Origin of the sequence: Sanguibacter keddieii DSM 10542 (assembly GCF_000024925.1) — a bacterium.
In the GTDB taxonomy this organism is placed as follows: domain Bacteria; phylum Actinomycetota; class Actinomycetes; order Actinomycetales; family Cellulomonadaceae; genus Sanguibacter; species Sanguibacter keddieii.
This window is the reverse complement of sequence record NC_013521.1, coordinates 1,701,983-1,725,730: the sequence shown is the minus strand read 5'-3', so window position 1 is coordinate 1,725,730 and position 23,748 is coordinate 1,701,983. Positions and strand designations below refer to the sequence as shown.

Here is a 23,748-nt window from a genome sequence, read left to right as displayed (position 1 = left end):
GACAGCATGCAACCTGACAGGAGTGTGACGATGCCCGACGACCCGTCCTCCTGGGCCACCGGCCGTCTCATCTCCCACGTCGCCCGCGGGCTCGAGCGCCGGTGGAACAACCACCTCGACGGCTGGGGCCTCAACCACGCGAGCCTGCCGGTGCTCCTGCACCTGCTCCGCGGCGGCCACTCGCAGCGCGAGATCGCCACGCTGTCCAACGTCACCGAGCAGACCATGAGCCGCACCGTCGCCCGCCTGGAGCGCCTGGGCTACGTGGCACGCACCCCCGACCCGACGGACGCCCGCCGACAGGTGGTGCACCTCACCGACGCCGGCCGCACGGTCGCCGCCGAGGCCGCCCGCCCCGAGCAGGGCGAGGCCATCGCGAGCGCGGGGCTGTCGCCCGAGCAGCTCGCGTCGCTCCGGGAGATCCTCGTCGACATGGTCCGCGCCCAGGCTCCCGACACCCAATCCCCTGAGACCCAGGCTCCTGACGCCGAGGCCGACGCGCGCTAGCCTGAGGCGATGGACTTCCGGCAGGTCGACCTCGGGGCCAGGCTCGCCGACTTCGAGGAGACGTGGGCGCTGCAGCGCGCCGTCCACGCCGAGGTCGTCGCAGGGACACTGCCCAGCACCGTGCTCATCGTCGAGCACGCTCCGGTCTACACGGCCGGCCGGCGGACCCGGCAGGCCGAGCGCCCCACGGACGGCCACCAGGTGGTCGACGTCGACCGCGGCGGCAAGATCACCTGGCACGGCCCCGGCCAGCTCGTCGCCTACCCGATCGTGACGCTCGCCGACCCGGTGGACGTGGTCGCCTACGTCCGGCTGCTCGAGGACGCCGTCGTCGCCGTCTGCCACGACCTCGGGCTCGAGACCGTCCGCGTCGAGGGACGCTCGGGGGTCTGGTGCGCCCCGACCGCAGACCTCCCGGCCCGCAAGGTCTGCGCGATCGGGGTCCGGGTGGCCCGGGGCGTGACCATGCACGGCCTCGCGCTCAACTGCGACGCCGACCTGGCGCACTACGCGCCGATCGTGCCGTGCGGCATCGCCGACGCGGGTGTCACCACGCTCAGCCTCGAGCTGGGGCGGAGCGTGACCGTCACCGAGGTCGCGCCGCTGCTCGAGGTGCACCTGCGCGAGCGGCTTCCCGGGGCTACGGACCGCTGACCCGACGAGCACCGACGCGACGCTCGCCGGACGAGGAGGGGTCCGGCTGACCCGGCGGCGAGCGGTCGCTCGATGCCGCCTGGAGAGATTGTTGTACGCTGACCAGAAACTATCTCTGGGAGACCGCCTGTGACCATCGCACCCGAGGGACGCCGCATGCTGCGGGTCGAGGCCCGCAACGCCGCGACGCCGATCGAGAAGAAGCCCGGCTGGATCAAGACCCGCGCCACCATGGGCCCCGAGTACACCGAGCTCAAGGGACTCGTGAAGGCAGGCGGTCTCCACACCGTCTGCGAGGAGGCCGGCTGCCCCAACATCTTCGAGTGCTGGGAAGACCGCGAGGCGACCTTCCTCATCGGAGGCTCCCAGTGCACGCGACGCTGCGACTTCTGCCAGATCGACACCGGGAAGCCCGCCGACCTCGACACCGACGAGCCGCGCCGCGTCGCCGAGTCCGTCCAGACCATGGGCCTGCGGTACTCGACGGTGACCGGCGTGGCCCGCGACGACCTGGCCGACGGTGGGGCATGGCTCTACGCCGAGACCGTCCGGCAGATCCACGCCCTCAACCCCGGCACCGGCGTCGAGCTGCTCATCCCCGACTTCAACGCGGTGCCCGAGCTGCTCGACGCCGTGAACGAGTCCTTGCCAGAGGTCCTGGCCCACAACGTCGAGACCGTGCCGCGCATCTTCAAGCAGATCCGCCCCGGCTTCCGCTACGAGCGGTCGCTGTCCGTCATCACCCGAGCCCGCGAGGCAGGGCTGGTCACCAAGTCGAACCTCATCCTCGGCATGGGCGAGACCACGACCGAGGCCGAAGAAGCACTGCAGGACCTCCACGACGCCGGGTGCGACCTCGTGACGATCACCCAGTACCTGCGACCCTCGGTCCGGCACCACCCCGTCGACCGGTGGGTGCGGCCTGAGGAGTTCGTCGAGCTCTCCGACGCCGCCGACCGCATGGGGTTCTCGGGGGTCATGGCCGGCCCCTTGGTCCGGTCGTCCTACCGGGCCGGTCGGCTGTGGGGCCAGGCGATGCGCAGGCGCGGCCACGAGGTGCCCGAGGCGCTCGCGTACCTCACGGAACCGACCACGTCCCGCCAGGAGGCGTCGACCCTGCTCGCCCGCTGACGGGACGCTCCTCGGAGCACCGTCCGGCCCCGCTAGACTGAGGATCATGGCCCGCAAGAACAAGGACGAGATCGCCCCCGGCGTCGCAGCAGACGCCCAGGGTGCCCCCAAGAAGCAGAAGAAGCCCAAGAAGGTCCGCTGGTATCACCAGGTCTTCCAGGCCTACAAGATGACCTACGCGCGGGACCGCAAGGTCCCGTGGATCATGCTCGGCGTGTTCGTCGGCATCGTCGCCCTGTTCGTCGGCATCGGCCTCTGGTGGGGCCAGCCCGTCTACATGTCGATCATCGGCGTGCCCTTCGGTCTGCTCGGCGCGATGTTCGTGCTCGCCCGCCGCGCCGAGCGCGCCCAGTACGCGGAGATCGAGGGGCAGCCCGGCGCCGCCCGCGCCGCGCTCGGGACGATCCGCCGCGGATGGAGCTTCGACGAAGAGCCCGCCGCCGTGGACCCCAAGACGCAGGACCTGCTGTTCCGCGGCCTCGGCCGCGCCGGCATCGTGCTCGTCACCGAGGGCCCCTCCGGCCGCGTGAAGAAGCTCGTCGACGCCGAGCAGCGCAAGCTCAGCCGCATCCTCTCGGGCGTGCCGGTCACGGTCGTCCAGTGCGGCAACGGCGAGGGACAGGTCCCGCTGCCCAAGCTCGCGCGCCACGTGCAGAAGCTCAAGCCGAAGCTCAACAAGGCCGAGGTCGGCGAGGTCGGCAAGCGTCTCACCGCGCTCGGCAAGATCCGCATGCCGATCCCCAAGGGTGTCGACCCCAACCGCGCCCGCCCCGACCGCAAGGGCATGCGCTGACTGCACCCGCAGAGGCCACACCCAGAGCGACGCCCGCCCCGACAGGAGCGGGCGTCGCTCTGTCGTGAGGACGGTCCACCGCCGACGGTCCGCGAGGTCGCACCCCTCACCGCCAGGTCGCACAGACGCGCCAGACGGGCCCCAAGATCACGCCTGCTTGGCGTGTCCGTGCGACCTCGCGACTCTGCGTGCGAGCTCGTGGGGTCAGCGGCGGACGATGACCGTGCGGGCGGCCTTGTCGTGGAGGCCGCGGCCGTCGGCGTCCCACACGGCGGCGGGGATCACCAGGCACAGCAGGAGGCTGCGGATCGTGCCGCGCAGGAAGCCGATGGTCGGGATGCCGGAGACCTCGGGGCGGACGACGATGCCGAGGGCGCGGTGCCCGATCGTGTAGCCGAGGGTCGAGACCAGCGAGATGTTCTCGACGGCGAAGACGGCCAGCGTGGCCATCGGGTGGTAGTCGAACAGCGCCAGGCTCACCAGGCTCGCGACCAGCCAGTCGATCAGGAGCGCCAGGACGCGCCGACCGGTCGGGGCGAGGGAGCCAGGGCCGGAGCGCGGCAGACCGAGCCGGTCGCCGCGGCCTCCCGAGCCGTCGCCCTGCGGGGTGCCCTCGAGCCATGAGCCGATGTCGTCACGTGATGCCACCCCCTCAGGATACGTGGCCGGGGCGCGCCGCTCACCGAGTACCCAGCGCACCCTCCGTGCACCCCCGGGGCACCCTCAGCGCTCCGCAGCCCATCCACGCCTCGGTCAGACGCCTCCCGACCAGCGAGACACAACATGCCCCGGTCCCGCTGGGCGGACACACGGACGTCACGCAGGCTCTCGGTTCGTAACATGATGGAAACATTGGGAACATGGTGGGGAAACCCATCAGCCCTACGTTTGAACTGCCCGGCACGCCAGGGCGACATCGATCAAGGAGAAGCGGATGTTCAAGAACGCCGAGGAGGCAATCGCCTTCACCCAGGACGAGGGCGTCGAGTTCGTCGACGTACGGTTCTGCGACCTGCCAGGTGTGATGCAGCACTTCAACATCCCGATCTCGCAGTTCGCCGAGTCCGCCTTCACCGACGGCATGATGTTCGACGGGTCCTCGATCCGCGGCTTCCAGGCGATCCACGAGTCGGACATGAAGCTCATCCCCGATGTCACCACCGCGTACATCGACCCCTTCCGCAAGCGCAAGACGCTCATCGTCAACTTCTCGATCGTCGACCCCTTCACCGACGAGGCGTACTCCCGCGACCCGCGCAACGTCGCGTTCAAGGCCGAGGCGTACCTCAAGAGCACCGGCATCGCGGACACCGCGTTCTTCGCACCCGAGGCCGAGTTCTACATCTTCGACGACGTCCGCTTCAAGACCGCCGCGAACGAGTCCTACTTCCACATCGACTCCAAGGAAGCAGCCTGGAACACTGGCCGCGAGGAGGAGGGTGGCAACCTCGGCTACAAGACCCGCTACAAGGGTGGCTACTTCCCCGTCTCCCCCAACGACCAGATGGCCGACCTGCGCGACGAGATGTGCGCGGTCCTCGGTGAGGTCGGCCTCGACGTCGAGCGCGCGCACCACGAGGTGGGCACCGCCGGCCAGCAGGAGATCAACTACCGCTTCTCGACGCTGACCGCAGCGGCCGACGACCTGATGAAGTTCAAGTACGTCATCAAGAACGTCGCCTGGGACGCCGGCAAGTCCGCGACCTTCATGCCGAAGCCCATCTTCGGCGACAACGGCTCGGGCATGCACTCCCACCAGTCCCTCTGGAAGGACGGCGTGCCGCTGTTCTTCGACGAGAAGGGCTACGGCGGCCTGTCCGACATGGCTCGCTGGTACATCGGTGGCCTACTCAAGCACGCCCCCGCGCTGCTCGCCTTCACCAACCCGTCGGTGAACTCCTACCACCGCCTGGTCCCGGGCTACGAGGCGCCGGTCAACCTGGTCTACTCGGCCCGCAACCGCTCTGCCTGCATCCGCATCCCGGTGACCGGCAACTCGCCGAAGGCCAAGCGCATCGAGTTCCGCGTGCCCGACCCGTCGGCCAACCCGTACCTGGCCTTCGCCGCCCAGCTGCTCGCCGGCATCGACGGCATCAAGAACCGCATCGAGCCCCCGGAGCCGGTCGACAAGGACCTCTACGAGCTCCCGCCCGAGGAGCACGCGGCGATCCAGCAGGTGCCCGCGTCGCTCGGCGAGGCCCTCGACGCCCTCGAGGCCGACCACGACTTCCTGACCGTCGGGGACGTCTTCACCCCCGACCTCATCTCGACGTGGATCGACTACAAGCGCACCAACGAGATCGACCCGATCCGCCTGCGCCCGCACCCGCACGAGTTCGAGCTCTACTACGACCTCTGACGGTCGCCGGGCCTGCACGAGCAGGTCTGTGAGCTGAACGCACGCAGCACCCCGTCCGCCCTCGTGGCGGGCGGGGTGCTGTCGTCTGCGGCCCTACCTGCGGCGCACGGTCTTGCCCAAGAGGCCTACGGGGCGCCGCTATCCGGTCCCGCTCTCCGAAAAGCGCCTAAGCCAGGACGAACCTAGACACATCTCAGCACCTCCCGATGAGACCGCCCGCCTTGCCGAAGGCAGCGCCACGATCATGAAGGTCTGGCGATGTCGGTGGCGCCTCGTACAGTCTGCTCTGAGCACCGCACGACTCAACGCAAGGGGCGCTAGTGACTGACTACAGCAAAGAGCATTTTGGCGCGACAGTCCGCGAGAACTTCACGATCCGCCAGGATCGCTCCGCCGCCTTCGAGCACGCGCAGTTGTCTGCGCGCACCCACCTCGAGACGCGATCGCTCGGGCACCCCGATTTCGAGGATCTCGAGGTCGGCTCGAAGCGCTCGGCAGACATGATCGCAGTCTTCCTCGACCTTTCCAATTTTACTGGTCGAACATTCTGGGATGACCCAGACGTGACTGCAGACCTCGCCGACGCCGTGCTATCCGGCTTCATCGAAACTGTGAGCAAATTTGGCGGATACCCTCTAGGCCTCCGGGGGGACGGACTCTTCGCCGGCTTCACTCCCGGCCCGAAAGACTTCACAGCAGTCATGGCACTGGGGGCCTGCGCCTTCGCACTAGACGCGATCGAAAGAGAAGTCAATCCGTGGCTGGAGTCACAGGGTTTAGCACGCTTGCAAGCTCGCGCGGGACTGGACTTCGGCCCGATTACTTTCATCCGGACCGGCAGCGCCCACAACAACGAGATAAATCCAATCGGCTTTGCGGCCAACTTTGCCGCAAAATGCGAAAAGATCGCGAACTCTTGGGAAGTCGTTGCCGGCCAGGGGCTCGTAGGCCTACTACCCGATGAGCGCCATTTTCTGGAGCACGAACGATCACCCAAACGCTACACTCGTGACCACGAGACCCGATCCTACAAGTTCTTCCAGTGCCGCTGGCGGGGTATCGTGCCACATCTCCCCGGGGTCATTCGAGCACTAGACGGTAGTCCCACATCAGAAGTCAAGACGTGTTAGGAGATCGAAATGTCAATGCCTGCCCTGCTCAGCCACTTCGGCATCAACACTGCTCGATACGTGACTGCTGACGGCGAGATTGTCTTTGATGGCAGCACCTCAGGGAGCGTCACACAAATCGCCGATCATAGCTTCCACGGCGGCGAGGACGAGTCGGATGACGGATTCGAAGGCTCTAGCGCCTGGTGGGACGACGAAGTCGAACTGAATCGCAACATCGAAGCAATGGAGAAAGCCTTCCCGCGGTTTGTCTACGTCCCGGCTGACGACGGCCACGGGCCGTGCTGGCTGGGCGAGATCAATACGGGCCGAGGGCGTTTCCGAATCGGGATCTTCACACGGCGCGACCAGGGCCTTCCCAGGGTGATCCCCGCAACTCGCCAGCTGGGCATTCCAGCTGGACGTGGATGGTCGCAGCCCCCACACCTATACCTTAGCGGAAACCTGTGCGTTGCCGACAAAGCCGATTGGGACCCAGCTGAACACACGGCCGCAACCGTAACAGCCTGGGCGGCCCACTGGCTCGCGGCCTACACGGAATGGCGCGTTACCCGAAAGTGGCCCGTGGAGGGGGTGCGGTCAATTGTTGCGTAGAAAAAGCGGGGGATCCAAGCCGAAGGAACCTTTGCAGAATGCGGCTGACTCTGAATCAAATAACGGAAGCCTGCAAGCGATGGACCAGATGGCAAACTGGGTGCGTTTTGCCGATGCAAAGGCCACGGTTCTTACCGCCGCATTTGGCGTCCTGCTCACGATGTTGATGTCAAACGCTGAAAAGGTCGTTCAGGCGGTCAAAATCGGTTGCCTCCCAACCTATGTCGTCGGCACCCTATCGGCAGCCACGTTAGTCTCCGCCGGATACACACTATTCTGGCTAGTCCGCGCAATCAGGCCTCGGAATGTGGTCTCTCACGAAGCGGTAAACAGGTTCGCGTGGCCGTCTCTGGTCGGCGTGACCCCCGAAGCATTGGGCAACCATTCACGCGACGTCAGTGCACACATCGATGCTTGGCAACAAGTGATCAGCCTGTCATCACTCGCAAGCCGAAAGTTCGACGCTTGCGGTCGAGCCATTAACGGTTTCGCCTCGCTCGCCGTCTTCAGTATCGCCACCGTTGCAAGTTCGGTGATCTGGATAGCTTAACCTCTCAGATCGACCGTTAACGTCGCGCACTTCTTAGTGTATTGAACTGAGCATAAGATCACGAGGGCCCTCAGCGCCGACGAACAGCTTCCCCGATGCCCACTAGCGACGCGAACTGGCTCCACCCATTTGGCTCGCGAGGGAGTCAAGCACGGGACCCTGTGGCCTGCGGGACTGCACTCCTCGTCTTGGCCTGAGAGGATGGCGGCTAGTCGTCGAAAGGTCTTCACCATGCAGCAGGTCAGAGCCGTCATCGCCCGAGCCAAGGGCGCGCCGGTCGAGCTCGTCACCATCAACGTCCCCGACCCCGGGCCCGGTGAGGCCGTCGTGGCCGTCCAGGCCTGCGGGGTGTGCCACACCGACCTGCACTACCAGCAGGGTGGCATCAACGACGAGTTCCCGTTCCTGCTCGGCCACGAGGCCGCGGGCATCGTCGAGGCCGTCGGAGAGGGCGTCACCGAGGTGGCCCCCGGCGACTTCGTCGTCCTCAACTGGCGCGCCGTGTGCGGCGAGTGCCGTGCGTGCAAGCGCGGCGAGCAGCAGTACTGCTTCAACACCGCCAACGCCACGCAGAAGATGACCCTCGAGGACGGCACCGAGCTCACGCCGGCCCTCGGCATCGGCGCCTTCGCCGACAAGACGCTCGTCGCGGCCGGGCAGTGCACCAAGGTCGACCCGTCGGCCCGTCCCGCCGCCGTGGGCCTCCTCGGCTGTGGCGTCATGGCCGGCATCGGTGCGGCCATCAACACCGGCGGCGCCACCCGCGGCAAGTCCGTCGCCGTCATCGGCTGCGGTGGCGTCGGCGTGGCCGCCGTCGCCGGTGCCGCGCTCGCCGGCTCGAGCCCGATCATCGCCGTGGACATCGACCCCAAGAAGCTCGAGACCGCGAAGAAGCTCGGCGCGACGCACACCGTCGACTCGTCCAAGGTCGACCCGGTCGAGGCCATCCGCGAGATCTCCGCGAAGACCTACCCCGGCGCCGAGGGCGCCGACATCGTCATCGAGGCCGTCGGTCGCCCCGAGACGTGGAAGCAGGCGTTCTACGCCCGCGACCTCGCCGGGACGGTCGTCCTCGTCGGGGTGCCCACCGCAGGCATGATGGTCCCCGAGCTCCCCCTCACCGACGTCTTCGGCCGCGGCGGCTCGCTCAAGTCCAGCTGGTACGGCGACTGCCTGCCCAGCCGCGACTTCCCGATGCTCGTCGACCTGTACCAGCAGGGTCGCCTCGACCTCGACGCCTTCGTCACCGAGGAGATCAGCATCGACGGCGTCGAGGCCGCCTTCGAGCGGATGCACGGCGGCGACGTCCTGCGATCGGTCGTGGTGCTCTGATGGCCGCGCGCATCGACCACGTGGTCACGTCGGGGACCTTCAGCCTCGACGGCGAGACCTTCGACGTCGACAACAACGTGTGGGTCGTCGGTGACGACAGCGAGTGCGTCGTGATCGACGCCCCGCACTCCGTCGACGCGATCCTCGCCGCCGTCGGGGACCGCCGTCTGACCGCGATCGTGTGCACGCACGCGCACGACGACCACGTCCGCGTGGCCCCCGAGCTGCGCGAGCGCACCGGGGCGCCGATCTACCTGCACCCCGACGACCAGCCGGTCTGGGACCTCACGCACGGCGAGTCCGTCCGCTGGGACCACGACCTGTCCGACGGGCAGACGATCGATGTCGCCGGCACCACGCTGACGGTGCTGCACACCCCCGGTCACGCCCCCGGCGCCGTGTGCCTGTCCGCGCCCGACCTCGGGTGCGTCTTCACCGGCGACACCCTGTTCGACGGCGGCCCCGGCGCGACCGGACGGTCCTTCAGCGACCTCCCGACGCTCGAGGCCTCCATCCGCGCACGCCTCTTCGCCCTCCCGGACGAGACGGTCGTGCACACCGGCCACGGCGGCGACACGACGATCCGCGCCGAGAAGGCCAACCTCGACGGCTGACCCTGCTCCGTCGAGGGGCGCCGAGGCCATCAGGCCTCGGCGCCCCTCGCTGCGCTCCACCGCACCGACTCCACGGTCGGGTGCCGACCCCCGACGAGCGTCCAGCAGACCGTCGCGTCGGCGGGATCCTGGACCGACCGGTCGACGGTCCGCAGCAGGGACCCGTCGAAGGCGAGCGCGTCGTCACCGACCGTGAGGTGCCACAGCTCTGCCTGGACGCTGCTCGACGGGTCGTGCGGGACGGCGTGGCGGGTGTCGACGTGCAGCACGCTGATACCGTGCCGCTGCGCCTGCTCGGCGAGGTCCCCCCGACCGCAGCTGCGCAGGATGGCCAGGACGAGGTCGATATGGGTCACCCGTCCATGGTGTCTGCTCTGAGCGTTTCGCACCAGTCCCGTCCGACGCGACCTTCGCGCCCTGTGCGGTGAGCCGGGCTACCTCCGTCGCGCGTCGATCAGGAACCGCGTCGAGTGCGCGACGAAGGCGCCCTCCCGCTCGATGTGGCCGTGCATCGCCCGGAGCTGCTCGTCGTAGGCCTCGGTCGTGAAGCCGGGGACCATCCAGATCACCTTGCGCAGGTAGTAGACGACCGCCCCGACGTCGAAGAACTCCGTGCGCAGCGTCTCGCTGCGCAGGTCGACCACCTCGAGACCGGCCGCCTCGGCTGCCGCCCGTGCGTCGTCGGGGTGTCGCGCCCGGTAGGTCTCGGCGGGCAGCGGCCCGAGGAAGTGCTCGACGAGCCCGAACATGCTCGCGGCACCCACCTGCTGCGAGAGGTACGTGCCGCCCGGCTCGAGGACGCGCGCGATCTCGTCCCACCAGACGGTGACGGGGTGGCGGCTGACCACGAGGTCGAAGGCCGCGTCGGCGAAGGGCAGCGGCGGCTCGTCCGGGTCGGCGACCACGACCACGCCGCGCGGACGCAGCAGACGGGTCGCGACCGTCACGTTGGGCGGCCAGGACTCGGTCGCCGCCGTCACGGGCGGGAGGACCGGGGCGCCTGCGAGGACCTCTCCCCCGCCGGTCTGCACGTCCAGCGCCGCCGACGCGACCGCCAGCCGCTCCGACATGACCCGTTGGTACCCCCAGGACGGCCGCTCCTCCGTGGCACGGCCGTCGAGCCAGCTGAAGTCCCAGCCGTCGACGGAGACTGCGGACGCCTCGGCGACGAGGTCTTCGTAGGTGCGTGACATGCCTCGATGCTGCCCGGCCTCACCGTCCGGGCGCAACGGGAATCTGACCGGCGCGGGGCCCTGACCTGGCAGTGCCGGCGGCGCAGTCGAACGTGCTGGACGGTCCTGTCGGCAGGGTGCCCCGCGACGTGTTCCAATGTTCCTGCCCTGCAGGGCACCGAGAGATCCGGCCGCGCCCAGCGCTGGCTGCCACCCGAAAGCTGTCGCCCCATGAACCAGTCCCCGGCTGCGTCGCCCGCACCGTCCTACTACTCCCGGCGACCGCCGCGCTGGCTCGGGCGCGCGCTGCTGTCGGCGGTCGTGACGGTCTTCGCCGCGATCTTCGTGTGGCGGGCCCTCGGGTCGCTCACCGGCCTCATCGTCAACCTCATCATCGCGCTGTTCCTCGCCCTCGCGATGGAGCCGATGATCCTCTGGCTGGTCAAGCACGGCTGGAAGCGCGGCGCAGCGACGGCGACAGTCCTCTTCGGGCTGCTGGCCGCGGCCGGTGCCGTGATCGCGCTGTTCGGCCGGATGTTCCTCGAGCAGGCCGGTGACCTCATCACCTCGCTCCCCCGCACCTACGACTCGGTGACGCTGTGGGCCGAGAACCAGTTCGACGTGATGATCCCGGAGATGGAGGAGCTCCAGGCCCAGCTGCTCCAGGACTACGGCAACGAGGTCGCCTCGCGCGCCCTGGCCATCGGCAGCTCCGTGATCGGCGGCCTCTTCGCCTTCGCGACCATCATGCTCGTCGCGTACTACCTGGCGGCCGCGGGCCCGCGGTTCCGCGCGTCGATCTGCGGGTGGCTGCGCCCCAAGAACCAGACCGAGGTGCTGCGTCTGTGGGAGATCACGCAGATCAAGATCTCCGACTACATCAACTCGCGCGTGGTGCTCGCGGCGATCGCGAGCTTCTTCACCGGGGTGTTCCTCACGATCATCGACATCCCCTACGCGCTGCCGCTCGCCCTGTTCACCGGGGTGGTGTCGCAGTTCGTGCCGACCATCGGCACGTACATCGGCGGTGCGTTGCCGATCGTGTTCGCCCTGACGTCGGGCAGCTGGCAGAAGGCCGTGATGGTCCTCGGCTTCATCATCCTGTACCAGCAGGTCGAGAACATGTGGCTGTCGCCCAAGATCTCCGCCCGGGCCCTGCAGATGAACCCGGCCGTGTCCTTCGTGGTGGTGCTCGCCTTCGGCGCCGTCTTCGGGGCGCTCGGCGCGTTCCTCAGCCTGCCGGTGGCCGCGACCATCCAGGCCGTCGCGACCACGTACCTGCGCCGCCACGAGCTCGTGGACTCCCACATGCTCCACGACCCGGCCCGTCCGGGCGACGACGACACCGACGACGAGGCCGGCGACGTCCAGCCCGACGAGAGCACGGCAGCCGCGGCACGCGCGACCTCCCACGACAGCGCGGCCGACCGGCTCCGTGACCGGGACGAGCGGTCCGGCGGTCAGTCCTCGAACTCGTAGAAGAGCCGCTCGACGACGCCGCGGGCGCGCCGTGCGGACCGCAGGTAGTCGTGCTCGAGCTGGGCGCCGCTGCCCGGCGGGTAGTGCACCACCCGCGCGATGCCGCTGAGCGCCGTGATGTCGGACGGCAGGACGTCGGCCGTCGCGCCACCCACGCGCCCTGACCACAGGACGAGGGCGTCGCGCAGGTTGGACGCGAGCTGCCACGCCTCGGCGAGCACGTCGGCGTCCTCGCGCTCGACCAGCCCAGCCTCGACGGCGGCCTCGAGCCCGGCCCGCGTCTCGGTGGTCCGCAGGCCCGGGACGGCGTGGCCGTGCTGGAGCTGGAGCAGCTGGACGGTCCACTCGACGTCGCTGATCGCGCCGCGACCGAGCTTGAGGTGCCGCGTCGGGTCGACGCCGCGCGGCAGCCGCTCGGCCTCGACGCGCGCCTTGATGCGCCGGATCTCGCGGACCGTCGTGGCGTCGAGCCCCGAGGCCGGGAACCGCAGCGGGTCGACGAGGGCCACGAAGTCGGCCCCGAGCGACTCGTCGCCAGCCACCGGACGGGCGCGGAGCAGCGCCTGGCTCTCCCAGGCGGCCGACCAGCGGCCGTAGTACTCGGCGTACGACGCGAAGGACCGCACGAGCGGGCCGTTGCGCCCCTCGGGCCGCAGGTCGGCGTCGACCTGCAGCGGAGGCTCCTCGCTGCTGCCCCCGAGAGACGACCGGACCTTGCGGGCGACCGCGAGGGCGTACGTCTGGGCGGTCGCGTCGTCGGTACCCGGGGCGGCGCGGTAGACGAACATCACGTCGGCGTCCGAGCCGTAGCCCACCTCCCTGCCACCCAGCCGGCCCATGGCGATGATGGACATCGCCGCGGGCGCCTCGGCGCGGGTGAGCCCGGCCTCCTCGCAGAGCACGAACTCGGCGACGCGCAGCGCACCGCGGAGCACGGCGTCGGCCGCGTCGGAGATGCCGAGCGCAGCGGCCTCGGGGCCGCAGAGCCCGAGGAGCTCCGCGCAGGCGATGCGGGCGAGCTCGCGGCGGCGCATGGCCCGCAGGACCGTGAGCGCGCGCACCTGGTCGTCGGCACGCGTGAGCACCGCGTTCGACTCGGCGACCAGCCGGTCGAGAGAGCGCGGCACGAGTTCGCTGTCCTCGGCGAGCCACATGACGGACTCCGGCGAGCGGCCGAGCGCCTCGGCGACGTACCGCGACGTCGAGAGCAGCGACGCGAGCCGGTACGCGGCCGACCCCGAGTCGCGGAGCAGCTTGAGGTACCAGTGGGTGGTGCCGAGCTCTTCGGAGAGCCGCCGGAAGGCGAGCAGGCCACCGTCCGGGTCCGACCCCTCCGCGAACCAGCCGAGCATCACCGGCAGCAGCTGCCGCTGGATCGACGCGCGCCGGCTCACGCCCTCGGTGAGCACGGCGATGTGCCGCAGCGCCCCCTTGGGGTCGCGGTAGCCGATGGCCGCGAGGCGTGCTTGGGCGGCGTCGGGCGCGAGGCTCGCCTCCTCGGCCGAGAGCTGGGCGGTCGCGGGGAGCAGCGGGCGGTAGAAGAGCTCTTCGTGGAGGGTCCGGACGTCGCGGCGCACCGTGCGCCAGCGCTGGAGCAGGCCCGTGGCCCCCTCGCTCCGCATCCCGGCCGAGCGGGCGAGGCGCCGCAGGTCGCCGTCGGCGGTCGGCATGAGGTGGGTGCGACGCAGGTGGACCAGCTGGATGCGGTGCTCGAGGACCCGCAGGAACCTGTAGCAGACGGCGAGCTGGGCGGCGTGCTCGCGCCCCACGTACCCGGCGCTCGCCAGAGCAGCGAGGGCGGTGAGGGTGTTGGAGCTCTGGATCGACGGGTCCGACCGGCCGTGCACCAGCTGGAGCAGCTGGACGGTGAACTCGACGTCGCGCAGGCCGCCCTTGCCCAGCTTGAGCTGGCGGTCCGCCTCTGCGGCGGGGACGTTGTCCTCGACGCGACGACGCATGGCCTGGGAGTCCTCGACGAAGTGGTCGCGCTCGACGGCCGACCACACGAAGGGCGTGATGGCCTCGATGTAGTCGCGCGAGAGGTCGACGTCGCCCGCCACGTGGCGGGCCTTGAGGAGCGCCTGGAACTCCCACGTCTTGGCCCAGCGCTCGTAGTACGACACGTGGCTCGACAGGGTGCGCACGAGCGGGCCGTTCTTGCCCTCGGGGCGCAGCGCGGCGTCGACGGGCCACAGTGCGGGCACGCTGCTCGGGCCGCCGCCGCAGACGCGGGTGAGGATGGTGGCCAGCCTCGCACCGGCCGTCATCGCGTCCCCCTCGTCCGTGCCCTCGGTGGGCTCGGCGACGTAGACGACGTCGACATCGCTCACGTAGTTGAGCTCGCGCCCGCCGCACTTGCCCATGCCGAGCACGGAGAGGCGGACGCCGGCCCCGTGGTCGGGGAGCTCGCCGCGGGCGACGGCCAGGGCCGCCTCGAGGGCCGCCGACGCGAGGTCGGCGAGGGCCGCGCCGACCGCCGGGAGGATCGAGAGCGGCTCGGAGGAGGTGAGGTCGCTCGCCGCGATGCGCAGCAGCCGGGTGCGGTAGGCGCGGCGGACGGCGTCGGTGGCCTCGAGCTCGGGCATCGACGCGACGGGGACCGGGGCCTGAGGGTCCGCGCCCACCGAGCGGAGCAGCTCGGCGCGCACAGCGCTCGCGTCCACGCCGAGGCCGCTCGTCGTGTCGCTCACCACGTCGAGCAGCTCGGGGTGGCGGACCAGCTCGTCGCCAAGCGCCACCGACGACCCGAGGACGTTGAGGAGCCGGTCCCGGACGAGCTGCTCGTCGGGGGCGAGGTACACCGCGTCGATGCCCTCGGTGTCCCCCGACAGCAGGCGCCCCAGGAGCGCCGCCCGCTCGGCGTGGTCCGGGTCGACGGTCGCGGCGCAGCAGAGCCGGATGAGCGCGATGAGCGCGAGGTCCGGGTCCGCCGTCGCCGCGAGAGCCGGCAGCAGCGCCGAGCTCGGGTGGACCTCGCCGACGACGGCGACGAGGTCCTTGTCGCCGCACAGCTGTGCGGCGCGCGCGACGTCAGAGAATCCGAGCCGGGTGAGTCTCCCGGTCATGGACGTGGTCCGGGAGGTGCTCACCATCGGTCGCTTCCGTCGGTCGTGGGGCGGGTCGGTGCTGTCGTGCCGGTCAGGCGCTCAGGTCAGAGGACCTGGAGGAGGCGCTTGATCTCGAAGGGCGTCACCTGCTGGCTGTAGCCCTGCCACTCCTGACGCTTGTTCTTCAGCACGAAGTCGAACACGTGCTCGCCGAGGGTCTCGGCCACGAGCTCGGACTTCTCCATGAGGCTGATCGCGTCGTCGAGGGTCTGCGGCAGCGGCTTGATGCCGAGCGCGCGGCGCTCGGCGTCGGTGAGCTCCCACACGTCGTCGTCGGTCGCCTCGGGGAGCTCGTAGCCCTCCTCGATGCCCTTGAGGCCCGCCGCGAGCGTGAGCGCGAAGGCGAGGTACGGGTTCGCAGCCGTGTCGAGGGCGCGGTACTCCACGCGGCTCGAGTTGCCCTTGCCCGGCTTGTACATCGGCACGCGGACCAGCGCGGAGCGGTTGTTGTGGCCCCAGCACACGTAGCTCGGCGCCTCGGCGCCGCCCCACAGGCGCTTGTACGAGTTCACGTGCTGGTTGGTGACGGCGGTGATCTCGGCGGCGTGGACCAGGAGGCCGGCGATGAAGTGCCGGGCCGTCTTGGACAGGTCGTACTGCGCACCGGGCTCGTGGAACGCGTTGCGGTCGCCCTCGAAGAGCGAGAAGTGCGTGTGCATGCCGGAGCCGGGCTGGTCGGCCAGCGGCTTGGGCATGAAGGACGCGAAGACGCCCTGCTCGAGCGCGACCTCCTTGATGACCGTGCGGAAGGTCATGAGGTTGTCGGCCGTGGTGAGCGCGTCGGCGTAGCGCAGGTCGATCTCGTTCTGCCCCGGGCCCGCCTCGTGGTGCGAGAACTCGACCGAGATGCCCATGGACTCGAGCATCGTGATCGCGGCGCGACGGAAGTCGTGACCCTGCGTACGGGCGACGTGGTCGAAGTAGCCCCCGTGGTCGATCGGCACGAGCGGCCCGTCGGCCTTCGGCGGCTCGAAGAGGTAGAACTCGACCTCGGGGTGCGTGTAGAAGGTGAACCCCTGGTCGCTCGCCTTCGCGAGGGCGCGCTTGAGCACGTTGCGGGAGTCTGCGAGGGAGGGCTCGCCGTCCGGCGTGAGGATGTCGCAGAACATCCGGGCGGTCCCGTGATGTTCACCACGCCAGGGCAGCACCTGGAAGGTCGTCGGGTCCGGTCGCGCGATCATGTCCGCCTCGTAGACGCGCGTCAGCCCCTCGATGGCGCTGCCGTCGAAGCCGATGCCCTCGGTGAAGGCGGACTCGAGCTCGGCCGGTGCGATCGCAACGGACTTGAGCATCCCGAGCACGTCGGTGAACCAGAGGCGGATGAAGCGGATGTCGCGCTCCTCGACCGTGCGGAGCACGAACTCTTGCTGCCTGTCCATGGGTCCATCATGGCTGATGCCGGAGCCTTTTGGTTCCCGACAGACCGAAAGACCGGAGAGAAAGCACTAGGGTCAGTCGCATGGTGGACATCCGGATCGCCCTCGCGCAGATCGACACGTGCGTCGGGGACGTCGACACGAACTCCCGCACCATCCTCGAGTGGTCCCGGCGCGCGGCCGCCGAGGGCGCGCAGGTGGTGGCCTTCCCCGAGATGACGATCACCGGGTACCCGATCGAGGACCTCGCCCTGCGCGCGTCCTTCCAGCGGGCGGCCCGCGCCGCGGTGCAGACCATCGCCGACCAGCTCGTGGCCGACGGCCTCGGTGACCTCACCGTGGTGCTCGGTACCGTCGGAGCGCCGCAGGTCACCCGCACCAGCCCGGGGACCCGGCCCACCAACCAGGCGCTCGTGCTGCAGGGCGGCGCCGTCACCGCGTCGTACGACAAGCACCACCTCCCCAACTACGGGGTCTTCGACGAGTTCCGGATCTTCGCGCCCGGCGCCGAGCCCTGCGTCCTGGAGATCCAGGGTCGACGCGTGGGCCTCGTGGTCTGCGAGGACATCTGGCAGGACGGCGGCCCCGTCGCCGAGCTCGCCGCGCAGGAGGTCGACCTGCTCCTCGTGCTCAACGGCTCACCCTTCGAGGAGGGCAAGGGGCACTCCCGCACCGACCTCGCCGTGCGCCGCGCCCGCGAGCTCCGCGCGCCGGTCGCCTACGTCAACATGGTCGGCGGCCAGGACGACCTCGTGTTCGACGGCGGGTCCTTCGTGGTCGGCGAGGACGGCTCGGTCCTCACGAGCGCGCCGCAGTTCGTCGAGCACCTGCTGGTGTGGGACCTCGCCGCGGACGGCGAGCCCGAGCACCGCGGCCCGATCGCGCCGCCGCTCGACCCGGACGAGGAGGTCTACCAGGCCATCGTCACCGGCGTCCGCGGCTACGTGCGCAAGAACGGCTTCCGCAGCGTGGTCCTCGGGCTGTCCGGCGGCATCGACTCCGCGCTCGTCGCCGCGATCTGCGCCGACGCGATCGGCGGCGACAACGTCTACGGCGTCTCGATGCCCTCGACCTACTCTTCCGAGCACTCCAAGGACGACGCCCTCGACCTCGCGAAGCGCATCGGCGCGCACTACCGCGTGCAGCCGATCGCGCCGATGGTCGACGCGTTCCAGGGCGAGCTCGACCTGCAGGACGTCGCCGCCGAGAACCTCCAGGCGCGCGTGCGCGGCATGATCCTCATGGGCCTGTCGAACTCCGAGGGCCACCTGGTCCTCGCGACCGGCAACAAGTCCGAGCTCGCGGTCGGCTACTCGACCATCTACGGCGACGCCGTGGGCGGGTTCGCACCCATCAAGGACGTCGACAAGTCGCAGGTCTGGGCGCTGTCCCGCTGGCGCAACAACGTCGCGCTCGATGCCGGGCAGATCCCCCCGATCCCCGAGTCGTCGATCACCAAGCCGCCGTCGGCCGAGCTGCGGCCCGGCCAGGTGGACCAGGACTCGCTGCCGCCGTACGACCTGCTCGACGAGGTGCTCGACGCGTACATCGAGCACGCCGAGGGACGCGCCGAGCTGCTCGCCCGCGGCTTCGACGAGGAGGTCGTCGACAAGGTCGTCTCCCTCGTCGACCGCGCCGAGTGGAAGCGACGCCAGTACCCCCTCGGCCCCAAGGTCACGGCGCTCGCCTTCGGGCGCGACCGACGGCTCCCGGTCACCTCGCGCTGGCGCGAGCCGCACGCCTGACCCGCGGGCGCGACGTCCCACCCCTGGCAGGACGCGCCCGCCCAGCGTCGGCGACCCGCCGACGACGCCCCACACCCGCACGACCCGACGCAGACCCACCCACGACGCAGAGGCAGCACTCATGGCACAGCACTCGCTCCCCGGATCCGGCACCGCCGCCGAGACCCCCGTCGCACCCGCGCAGCGCAAGCGCTTCCGGGTGCACCACCTGGCCGAGCACAAGGAGGCCGGGCGCAAGATCACCATGCTCACCGCCTACGACACGATCACCGGGCGGATCTTCGACGAGGCCGGGATCGACGTCCTGCTCGTCGGCGACTCCATGGGCGACAACACCCTCGGCTACGAGAACACCATCCCGGTGACCCTCGACGAGATGGTCGTGTCGGCCCGTGCCGTGGCCCGCGCCGCGAAGCACTCGATGGTGCTCGTCGACCTGCCCTTCGGCAGCTACGAGGCCTCGCCCGAGCAGGCGCTCGCGTCCGCCGTGCGCCTCTTCAAGGAGTCGGGCGCGCAGGCGGTCAAGATCGAGGGCGGCAAGCGCGTCGCCCCGCACGTCGAATTGCTCACCGGGGCGGGCATCCCCGTCTTCGGCCACCTCGGGTTCACCCCGCAGTCGGAGAACATGCTCGGCGGCAAGCGGGTGCAGGGCCGCGGCGACGAGGCCGCCGAGCTGCTCTGCGAGGACGCCCTCGCGCTCCAGGAGGCGGGCGCGGTCGCGGTCGTCCTCGAGATGGTTCCGGCGCCGGTGGCCGCCCGTGCCACCGAGATCCTGCGGATCCCGACGATCGGCATCGGCGCCGGCAGCGAGGTCGACGGCCAGGTGCTCGTCTGGACGGACATGGCTGGCATGGGCGACTGGTCGCCGCGGTTCGCCAAGCAGTTCGGCCAGGTGGGCCAGGCGCTCTCCGACGCGGCACGCGCCTACGTCGGCGAGGTCCAGTCCGCGACCTTCCCGGCTCCCGAGCACCAGTACGAGCACTGAGAGCACAGCCGGCGCAGGCGGCTCCGCTAGTCCCGCTCTTCGGCCTCGGCCTCGTCCCACTCCTCCGTGCGGGCGCTGGCCGTGCCCAGGGCGTCCTGCGCCGCCTCGCGGGTGGGGTACGGGCCCATGCGGTGGGTCCACGAGGACGGCTTGCCCTCCTCGACCTCACGGGTCTTGGTGTTGAAGTAGAACTCCGTGGCCACGGTGCCTCCAGCGCTGGTGGGTCGTCGAGCGGTGCTGCCCGTCCATTCTGCCCGGCAGCACCGCTCGACGCGCCCCGGACCCGCCACGGTCCGTAGACTGCACGCATGTCTTCAGCACGATCTGGTTCTCTGCTCGTCCCCGGGACGGTCGGCCCTCGCCGCGACGTCCCGACGTCGATCCCCCGGCCCGAGTACGTCGGGCGTCCCGGCCCCGCGACGTACACCGGGCCCGACGTCGTGGCCCCCGAGACGATCGAGCGCATCCGCGTCGCCTCGACCATTGCGGCCCGCGCCCTCGCCCTGGTCGGCGAGCACGTGGCCCCGGGCGTGACCACCGACGAGCTCGACCGGATCGGCCACGAGTACCTGCTCGACCACGACGCCTACCCCTCGACCCTCGGCTACCGCGGCTTCCCCAAGTCGCTGTGCACCTCGATCAACGAGGTGATCTGCCACGGCATCCCCGACTCGACGGTCCTCGAGGACGGCGACATCGTCAACGTCGACATCACCGCGTACGTCGGCGGCGTCCACGGCGACAACAACGCGACCTTCCTCGTCGGCGACGTCGACGAGGAGTCGCGCCTGCTCGTCGAGCGCACGCAGGAGGCCCTCGCCCGTGCGATCAAGGCCGTGAAGCCGGGCCGCGAGGTCAACGTCATCGGTCGCGTGATCGAGAAGTACGCCGACCGGTTCGGCTACGGCACGGTCCACGACTACACGGGGCACGGGGTCGGCGAGGCCTTCCACACCGGCCTCGTGATCCCCCACTACGACACCGCGCCGCACTACGGAACGGTGATCGAGCCAGGGATGGTCTTCACCATCGAGCCCATGCTCACCCTGGGAACCTATGACTGGACGATGTGGGACGACGGATGGACCGTCGTCACCGCAGACGGTCGACGGACAGCACAGTTCGAGCACACGCTGGTCGTCACCGACACCGGAGCGGAGATCCTGACACTGCCATGAGCCACTCGAAGAAGAGTCACAGCAAGCACGAGGTCGCCTTCGGCATCGACGTGGGCGGGAGCGGCATCAAGGGCGCCCCGGTCGACCTGAAGACCGGTGAGTTCGCGGCCGACCGCGTCCGCATCCCCACCCCCGAGGGCTCGACCCCCGAGGCCGTCACCGCGGTGATCGCCGAGCTGGTCGAGAGCTTCGACCTGCACAAGAAGACGCCCGTGGGTATCGCCTTCCCGGCGCCGATCCTGCACGGCGTCGTGCCGTCGATCGCCAACCTCGACCAGTCGTGGGCCGGCGTGAACCTCGACAAGATCGTGTCGGAGGCGCTCGACCGCACCGTGGTGGGCGTCAACGACGCCGACGCGGCGGGTGTCGGCGAGGCCGTCTACGGCGCGGCTCGGGACAAGGAGGGCACCATCCTGCTCTCGACCCTCGGCACCGGCATCGGCAGCGCGCTCCTCGTGGACGGGCACCTGCTGCCGAACACCGAGCTCGGCCACCTCGAGATCGACGGACACGACGCCGAGTCCCGCGCCTCGGACCGTGCGCGGACCCGGGAGGACCTGTCGTGGGAGCAGTGGGCCGAGCGCCTGCAGCGCTACTTCGAGACGGTCGAGTTCCTCTTCTCCCCCGACCTCATCGTGGTCGGCGGTGGTGTGAGCAAGCACCACGAGAAGTTCCTGCCCCTGCTCGACCTGCGCTCCCCCATCATCCCGGCGACGCTGCGCAACGCGGCGGGGATCGTCGGCGCGGCCCGGCTGGCCGCGGACGCCGACGCGAGCTGAGACGGCGGCGCCGAGCCCCAGACACGCAGAGGCGGTCACGACCTGGTCGTGACCGCCTCTGCGTGTCTGGGTGGGGCAGTGTCTGGATGGGGCTGTGTCTGGATGGGGCTGTGTCTGGGGCGTGCCGGTCGTGCTCAGCCGTGGCGGTCCGCCCGTAGCCGTCAGTCTGTCGGGGCGCGGTGCGTCACGAGGTCGTCGACGCCGAGCATCGACAGGACGTCCGAGACGACGGCCGGCGGGTCGACGAGCGACACCTCGAGCCCCTCGTCGCGGCCGATGGTGCAGACCTGCACGAGGAACGCGATGCCCGTCGAGTCGATGAAGTCGACCTTCGAGGTGTCGATGACGACGGGCAGGTTCCGGTCGAGAGCCCGGGCGAGGGCGCCGCTCGCGTCAGGACGCAGGGCGCTGTCGACCTCGCCCCACATCTGCAGGACACTGTGCCCTGGCTCCTCGAGGAGCCCGATGCCGCTGGTCTTGGCCTGGGTGGTGTCCATGTCGTACCACTTCTCTGCGATGTCGTCGGAGCCGGTCCCCCGGCACCGACAGTGAGGTCGGTGCCACCAGATCTGTGTCGAGTCTAGGCACCACATCCGACGCTTGGCAATGTCTTGACGCTTTCCATACATACGGTAGGTGTCTGCCTGTGGCACAGGCGTGAGCACGACCTCTCGACGTGAGAAGGCCCGCCCGGGTCTCCCCGGACGGGCCTGTGAGGGCTGGCGAGACCCCTGGCGGGCCGTGCAGCCCGGCGCGGACCGGACGACGCCCGGGCCGCGCTTGCCTAGGTGGTGCTGCGGCGCTTGATCATGCCCCAGACGACGGTCGCCGCGAAGAGGACCAGCGCGATGATCGCCAGCCACAGCAGTCCCTTGACGACGAACCCGAGGACGGCCAGGACGGCCCAGATGACGAGGATCGCGATGATGATGTTCATGCCCTGACCGTAGGCCCGTCCCGCCGGCACCGCACGTCCACCGGTCTCGCCCTGGAGGCCACGGAGCGCTATGTTCGCCAGAGGGGCACTGGTCGCCCGAGGGGCGCCCGCCCCTCCAGGGACTCCCCCGGGACCCGAGGAGCAGCAGATGATCCGGTTCTTGCTCAGGACGTTGATCTTCCTCGCGTCTGCAGCCCTCGGGCTGCTCGCCGCGGACCTCGCGCTCGACGGTGTCTCGGTGACCGCCTCGGGCTTCGTCATCACCGTCGTGGTGTTCGCCGTCCTGCAGAGCGTCCTCTCGCCGTTCATCGCGAAGATGGTCGCCCGGTACGCGCCCGCGTTCCTCGGCGGGATCGGTCTGGTGTCGAGCTACGTCGCGCTCCTCATCGCCTCGCTCGTGGGCTCGAGCCTGACCATCGACGGGGTGAGCAGCTGGGTGCTCGCGACCATCGTCGTGTGGCTGGTCACGGCTCTCGCGACCTTCCTGCTGCCCTTCGTGCTGCTGCGCAAGGCGGTCGACGGCGACGGGTCCCGGCGCGGGTCGCGCCGCGGCAAGGGCGCGCTGCCGAGCACCTGACCTGCAGGTCGGGACTCCTCCCCATCGACGCGGGCGGTCACCCCTCCTAGGGTCGGGGCAGGTCGACCGTCGACCTGCGAGGTGGGCACCGACCGTGCCCACGCTCGGTGCACCGGACCGGAGGTCACGTCCCATGGGTGAGCTCGAGGAGCACGTGCTCCGGTCACGGCTCGCGGGACGTCACGACGCCCAGACCTTCGCGGAGCTGGTCGACCACGGGTGGACCCCGCGCGACGTGCGCCTCGCCCTCGTGCGGGCCAGCCACGGACCGACCGTGCACGGCTCAGGCCCTACGACGCTCGCGCCAGGCGGTCAGCCTGGACCAGCATCGGCCTGGTCACGCGGCCTGCTCCCTGCGGCAGCAGTCCTGGCGGCGGTCCCGACGCTCGCGGTGTCCGTGGTCGCCCTCCCCATGCTCCTCGCCGTGGTCGTGATCTTCACGGGTGCGCCGGCACCCTGGGCGATGTCCACCGTGGGCTCCCTCGAGACGATCGTCGGCGTGCTGCCCTGGCTCGTGCTCACCTACCTCGCGGCCCTGGTGCTGCTGATCGTCCACCTGGCCCGCCGGCGCCCGCGCGACGCGTGGGGTCGACCGGCTCCGCGCCCGCGGTCGACCTCGGTGCTCACGGGTCTGACCATCGGGATGCTCGCCGCCTCGCCGTTCCTCGCCGTCGGCGGGTTCCTGCTGCTCCTCATGATGGCGGCGGTGTGCGGCCAGAACCCGGGCATCTGCCGCTGACGGCAGCACC

Annotated in this window: 25 protein-coding genes; 17 read left to right on the top strand and 8 right to left on the bottom strand. The window is 70.0% G+C overall.

Going from position 1 to position 23,748, the window contains the following annotated elements; translation table 11 throughout:
* Positions 1 to 30: 30 nt before the first annotated feature.
* The 4 genes from SKED_RS07545 to SKED_RS07530 all read left to right on the top strand — a co-directional run bounded on the left by SKED_RS07545 (position 31) and on the right by SKED_RS07530 (position 3,085).
* Positions 31 to 507: a MarR family winged helix-turn-helix transcriptional regulator gene (locus tag SKED_RS07545; protein WP_012866546.1), complete on the top strand. Its 477-nt coding sequence runs from the start codon at positions 31 to 33 to the stop codon at positions 505 to 507.
* Positions 508 to 516: 9 nt separating this feature from the next.
* Positions 517 to 1,161, top strand: a complete 645-nt coding sequence (lipB, locus tag SKED_RS07540) for a lipoyl(octanoyl) transferase LipB (RefSeq protein WP_012866545.1) — start codon at positions 517 to 519, stop codon at positions 1,159 to 1,161.
* A gap of 129 nt (positions 1,162 to 1,290) precedes the next feature.
* A complete protein-coding gene (lipA, locus tag SKED_RS07535; RefSeq protein ID WP_012866544.1) occupies positions 1,291 to 2,292 on the top strand; it encodes a lipoyl synthase in 1,002 nt (333 codons plus the stop codon).
* 46 nt (positions 2,293 to 2,338) lie between these two features.
* Positions 2,339 to 3,085 carry a DUF4191 domain-containing protein gene (locus SKED_RS07530; protein WP_012866543.1) on the top strand — a complete coding sequence of 249 codons (747 nt, stop codon included), beginning with the start codon at positions 2,339 to 2,341 and terminating at the stop codon, positions 3,083 to 3,085.
* A gap of 204 nt (positions 3,086 to 3,289) precedes the next feature.
* On the opposite strand, the gene SKED_RS07525 is transcribed toward SKED_RS07530, so the two are convergent.
* Entirely contained in the window at positions 3,290 to 3,733 is a 444-nt protein-coding gene (locus SKED_RS07525) for an RDD family protein (protein WP_012866542.1), read from the bottom strand.
* A gap of 286 nt (positions 3,734 to 4,019) precedes the next feature.
* On the opposite strand from SKED_RS07525, the gene glnA (SKED_RS07520) reads away from it, so the two are divergent.
* The 6 genes from glnA (SKED_RS07520) (at position 4,020) to SKED_RS07510 (ending at position 9,664) form a co-directional block, all read left to right on the top strand.
* Positions 4,020 to 5,444: a type I glutamate--ammonia ligase gene (gene glnA / locus SKED_RS07520; protein WP_012866541.1), complete on the top strand. Its 1,425-nt coding sequence runs from the start codon at positions 4,020 to 4,022 to the stop codon at positions 5,442 to 5,444.
* A 320-nt stretch (positions 5,445 to 5,764) separates the two neighbouring features.
* Positions 5,765 to 6,574 carry an adenylate/guanylate cyclase domain-containing protein gene (locus SKED_RS19460; protein ID WP_012866540.1) on the top strand — a complete coding sequence of 270 codons (810 nt, stop codon included), beginning with the start codon at positions 5,765 to 5,767 and terminating at the stop codon, positions 6,572 to 6,574.
* Between the two features lie 9 nt (positions 6,575 to 6,583).
* Positions 6,584 to 7,168, top strand: a complete 585-nt coding sequence (locus SKED_RS19455) for a type II CBASS E2 protein (protein WP_012866539.1) — start codon at positions 6,584 to 6,586, stop codon at positions 7,166 to 7,168.
* A 79-nt stretch (positions 7,169 to 7,247) separates the two neighbouring features.
* Positions 7,248 to 7,718, top strand: a complete 471-nt coding sequence (locus SKED_RS19450; RefSeq protein ID WP_143755688.1) for a Pycsar system effector family protein — start codon at positions 7,248 to 7,250, stop codon at positions 7,716 to 7,718.
* Between the two features lie 231 nt (positions 7,719 to 7,949).
* Positions 7,950 to 9,050 carry an S-(hydroxymethyl)mycothiol dehydrogenase gene (locus tag SKED_RS07515; protein WP_012866537.1) on the top strand — a complete coding sequence of 367 codons (1,101 nt, stop codon included), beginning with the start codon at positions 7,950 to 7,952 and terminating at the stop codon, positions 9,048 to 9,050.
* Positions 9,050 to 9,664, top strand: a complete 615-nt coding sequence (locus SKED_RS07510) for an MBL fold metallo-hydrolase (RefSeq protein ID WP_012866536.1) — start codon at positions 9,050 to 9,052, stop codon at positions 9,662 to 9,664. Before SKED_RS07515 ends, SKED_RS07510 begins: the two co-directional genes overlap by 1 nt.
* Positions 9,665 to 9,693: 29 nt before the next feature.
* On the opposite strand, the gene SKED_RS07505 is transcribed toward SKED_RS07510, so the two are convergent.
* On the bottom strand, positions 9,694 to 10,020 hold the full coding sequence (locus SKED_RS07505; RefSeq protein ID WP_012866535.1) for a hypothetical protein: 327 nt from the start codon (positions 10,018 to 10,020) through the stop codon (positions 9,694 to 9,696).
* 78 nt (positions 10,021 to 10,098) lie between these two features.
* Positions 10,099 to 10,857 (bottom strand): class I SAM-dependent methyltransferase, encoded by a 759-nt coding sequence (locus SKED_RS07500; protein ID WP_012866534.1) that lies wholly within the window; start codon positions 10,855 to 10,857, stop codon positions 10,099 to 10,101.
* A gap of 210 nt (positions 10,858 to 11,067) precedes the next feature.
* On the opposite strand from SKED_RS07500, the gene SKED_RS07495 reads away from it, so the two are divergent.
* Positions 11,068 to 12,315 carry an AI-2E family transporter gene (locus SKED_RS07495; RefSeq protein WP_012866533.1) on the top strand — a complete coding sequence of 416 codons (1,248 nt, stop codon included), beginning with the start codon at positions 11,068 to 11,070 and terminating at the stop codon, positions 12,313 to 12,315.
* On the opposite strand, the gene SKED_RS07490 is transcribed toward SKED_RS07495, so the two are convergent.
* On the bottom strand, positions 12,297 to 15,380 hold the full coding sequence (locus SKED_RS07490; protein WP_245534617.1) for a bifunctional [glutamine synthetase] adenylyltransferase/[glutamine synthetase]-adenylyl-L-tyrosine phosphorylase: 3,084 nt from the start codon (positions 15,378 to 15,380) through the stop codon (positions 12,297 to 12,299). The two genes, SKED_RS07495 and SKED_RS07490, sit on opposite strands and share 19 nt — an antisense overlap.
* An 86-nt stretch (positions 15,381 to 15,466) precedes the next feature.
* Positions 15,467 to 16,801 (bottom strand): type I glutamate--ammonia ligase, encoded by a 1,335-nt coding sequence (gene glnA / locus SKED_RS07485; RefSeq protein WP_012866531.1) that lies wholly within the window; start codon positions 16,799 to 16,801, stop codon positions 15,467 to 15,469.
* Positions 16,802 to 16,881: 80 nt separating this feature from the next.
* Between glnA (SKED_RS07485) and SKED_RS07480 the strand changes: the two genes are divergently transcribed.
* Positions 16,882 to 18,543: an NAD+ synthase gene (locus SKED_RS07480; protein ID WP_012866530.1), complete on the top strand. Its 1,662-nt coding sequence runs from the start codon at positions 16,882 to 16,884 to the stop codon at positions 18,541 to 18,543.
* A 121-nt stretch (positions 18,544 to 18,664) separates the two neighbouring features.
* Positions 18,665 to 19,528 (top strand): 3-methyl-2-oxobutanoate hydroxymethyltransferase, encoded by an 864-nt coding sequence (panB, locus tag SKED_RS07475; RefSeq protein ID WP_012866529.1) that lies wholly within the window; start codon positions 18,665 to 18,667, stop codon positions 19,526 to 19,528.
* A 26-nt stretch (positions 19,529 to 19,554) separates the two neighbouring features.
* Here panB and SKED_RS19955 read toward each other — a convergent pair whose 3' ends face one another.
* On the bottom strand, positions 19,555 to 19,731 hold the full coding sequence (locus SKED_RS19955; protein ID WP_012866528.1) for a hypothetical protein: 177 nt from the start codon (positions 19,729 to 19,731) through the stop codon (positions 19,555 to 19,557).
* A gap of 105 nt (positions 19,732 to 19,836) precedes the next feature.
* Here SKED_RS19955 and map point away from each other — a divergent pair, with 105 nt between their 5' ends.
* Positions 19,837 to 20,706 carry a type I methionyl aminopeptidase gene (gene map / locus SKED_RS07470; protein WP_012866527.1) on the top strand — a complete coding sequence of 290 codons (870 nt, stop codon included), beginning with the start codon at positions 19,837 to 19,839 and terminating at the stop codon, positions 20,704 to 20,706.
* On the top strand, positions 20,703 to 21,485 hold the full coding sequence (gene ppgK / locus SKED_RS07465; RefSeq protein ID WP_012866526.1) for a polyphosphate--glucose phosphotransferase: 783 nt from the start codon (positions 20,703 to 20,705) through the stop codon (positions 21,483 to 21,485). The genes map and ppgK overlap by 4 nt, the downstream gene beginning before the upstream one ends.
* A 161-nt stretch (positions 21,486 to 21,646) precedes the next feature.
* Here the strand turns inward: ppgK and SKED_RS07460 are convergent, their stop codons facing one another.
* Entirely contained in the window at positions 21,647 to 21,982 is a 336-nt protein-coding gene (locus SKED_RS07460; protein ID WP_012866525.1) for an STAS domain-containing protein, read from the bottom strand.
* A gap of 287 nt (positions 21,983 to 22,269) precedes the next feature.
* Positions 22,270 to 22,422 carry a hypothetical protein gene (locus tag SKED_RS07455; RefSeq protein ID WP_042438842.1) on the bottom strand — a complete coding sequence of 51 codons (153 nt, stop codon included), beginning with the start codon at positions 22,420 to 22,422 and terminating at the stop codon, positions 22,270 to 22,272.
* A 148-nt stretch (positions 22,423 to 22,570) separates the two neighbouring features.
* Between SKED_RS07455 and SKED_RS07450 the strand changes: the two genes are divergently transcribed.
* Together SKED_RS07450 and SKED_RS19740 are read left to right on the top strand one after the other, a co-directional pair.
* Positions 22,571 to 22,999 (top strand): phage holin family protein, encoded by a 429-nt coding sequence (locus tag SKED_RS07450; protein ID WP_012866523.1) that lies wholly within the window; start codon positions 22,571 to 22,573, stop codon positions 22,997 to 22,999.
* A gap of 133 nt (positions 23,000 to 23,132) precedes the next feature.
* Positions 23,133 to 23,738, top strand: a complete 606-nt coding sequence (locus SKED_RS19740) for a hypothetical protein (protein WP_012866522.1) — start codon at positions 23,133 to 23,135, stop codon at positions 23,736 to 23,738.
* Positions 23,739 to 23,748 lie beyond the last annotated feature (10 nt).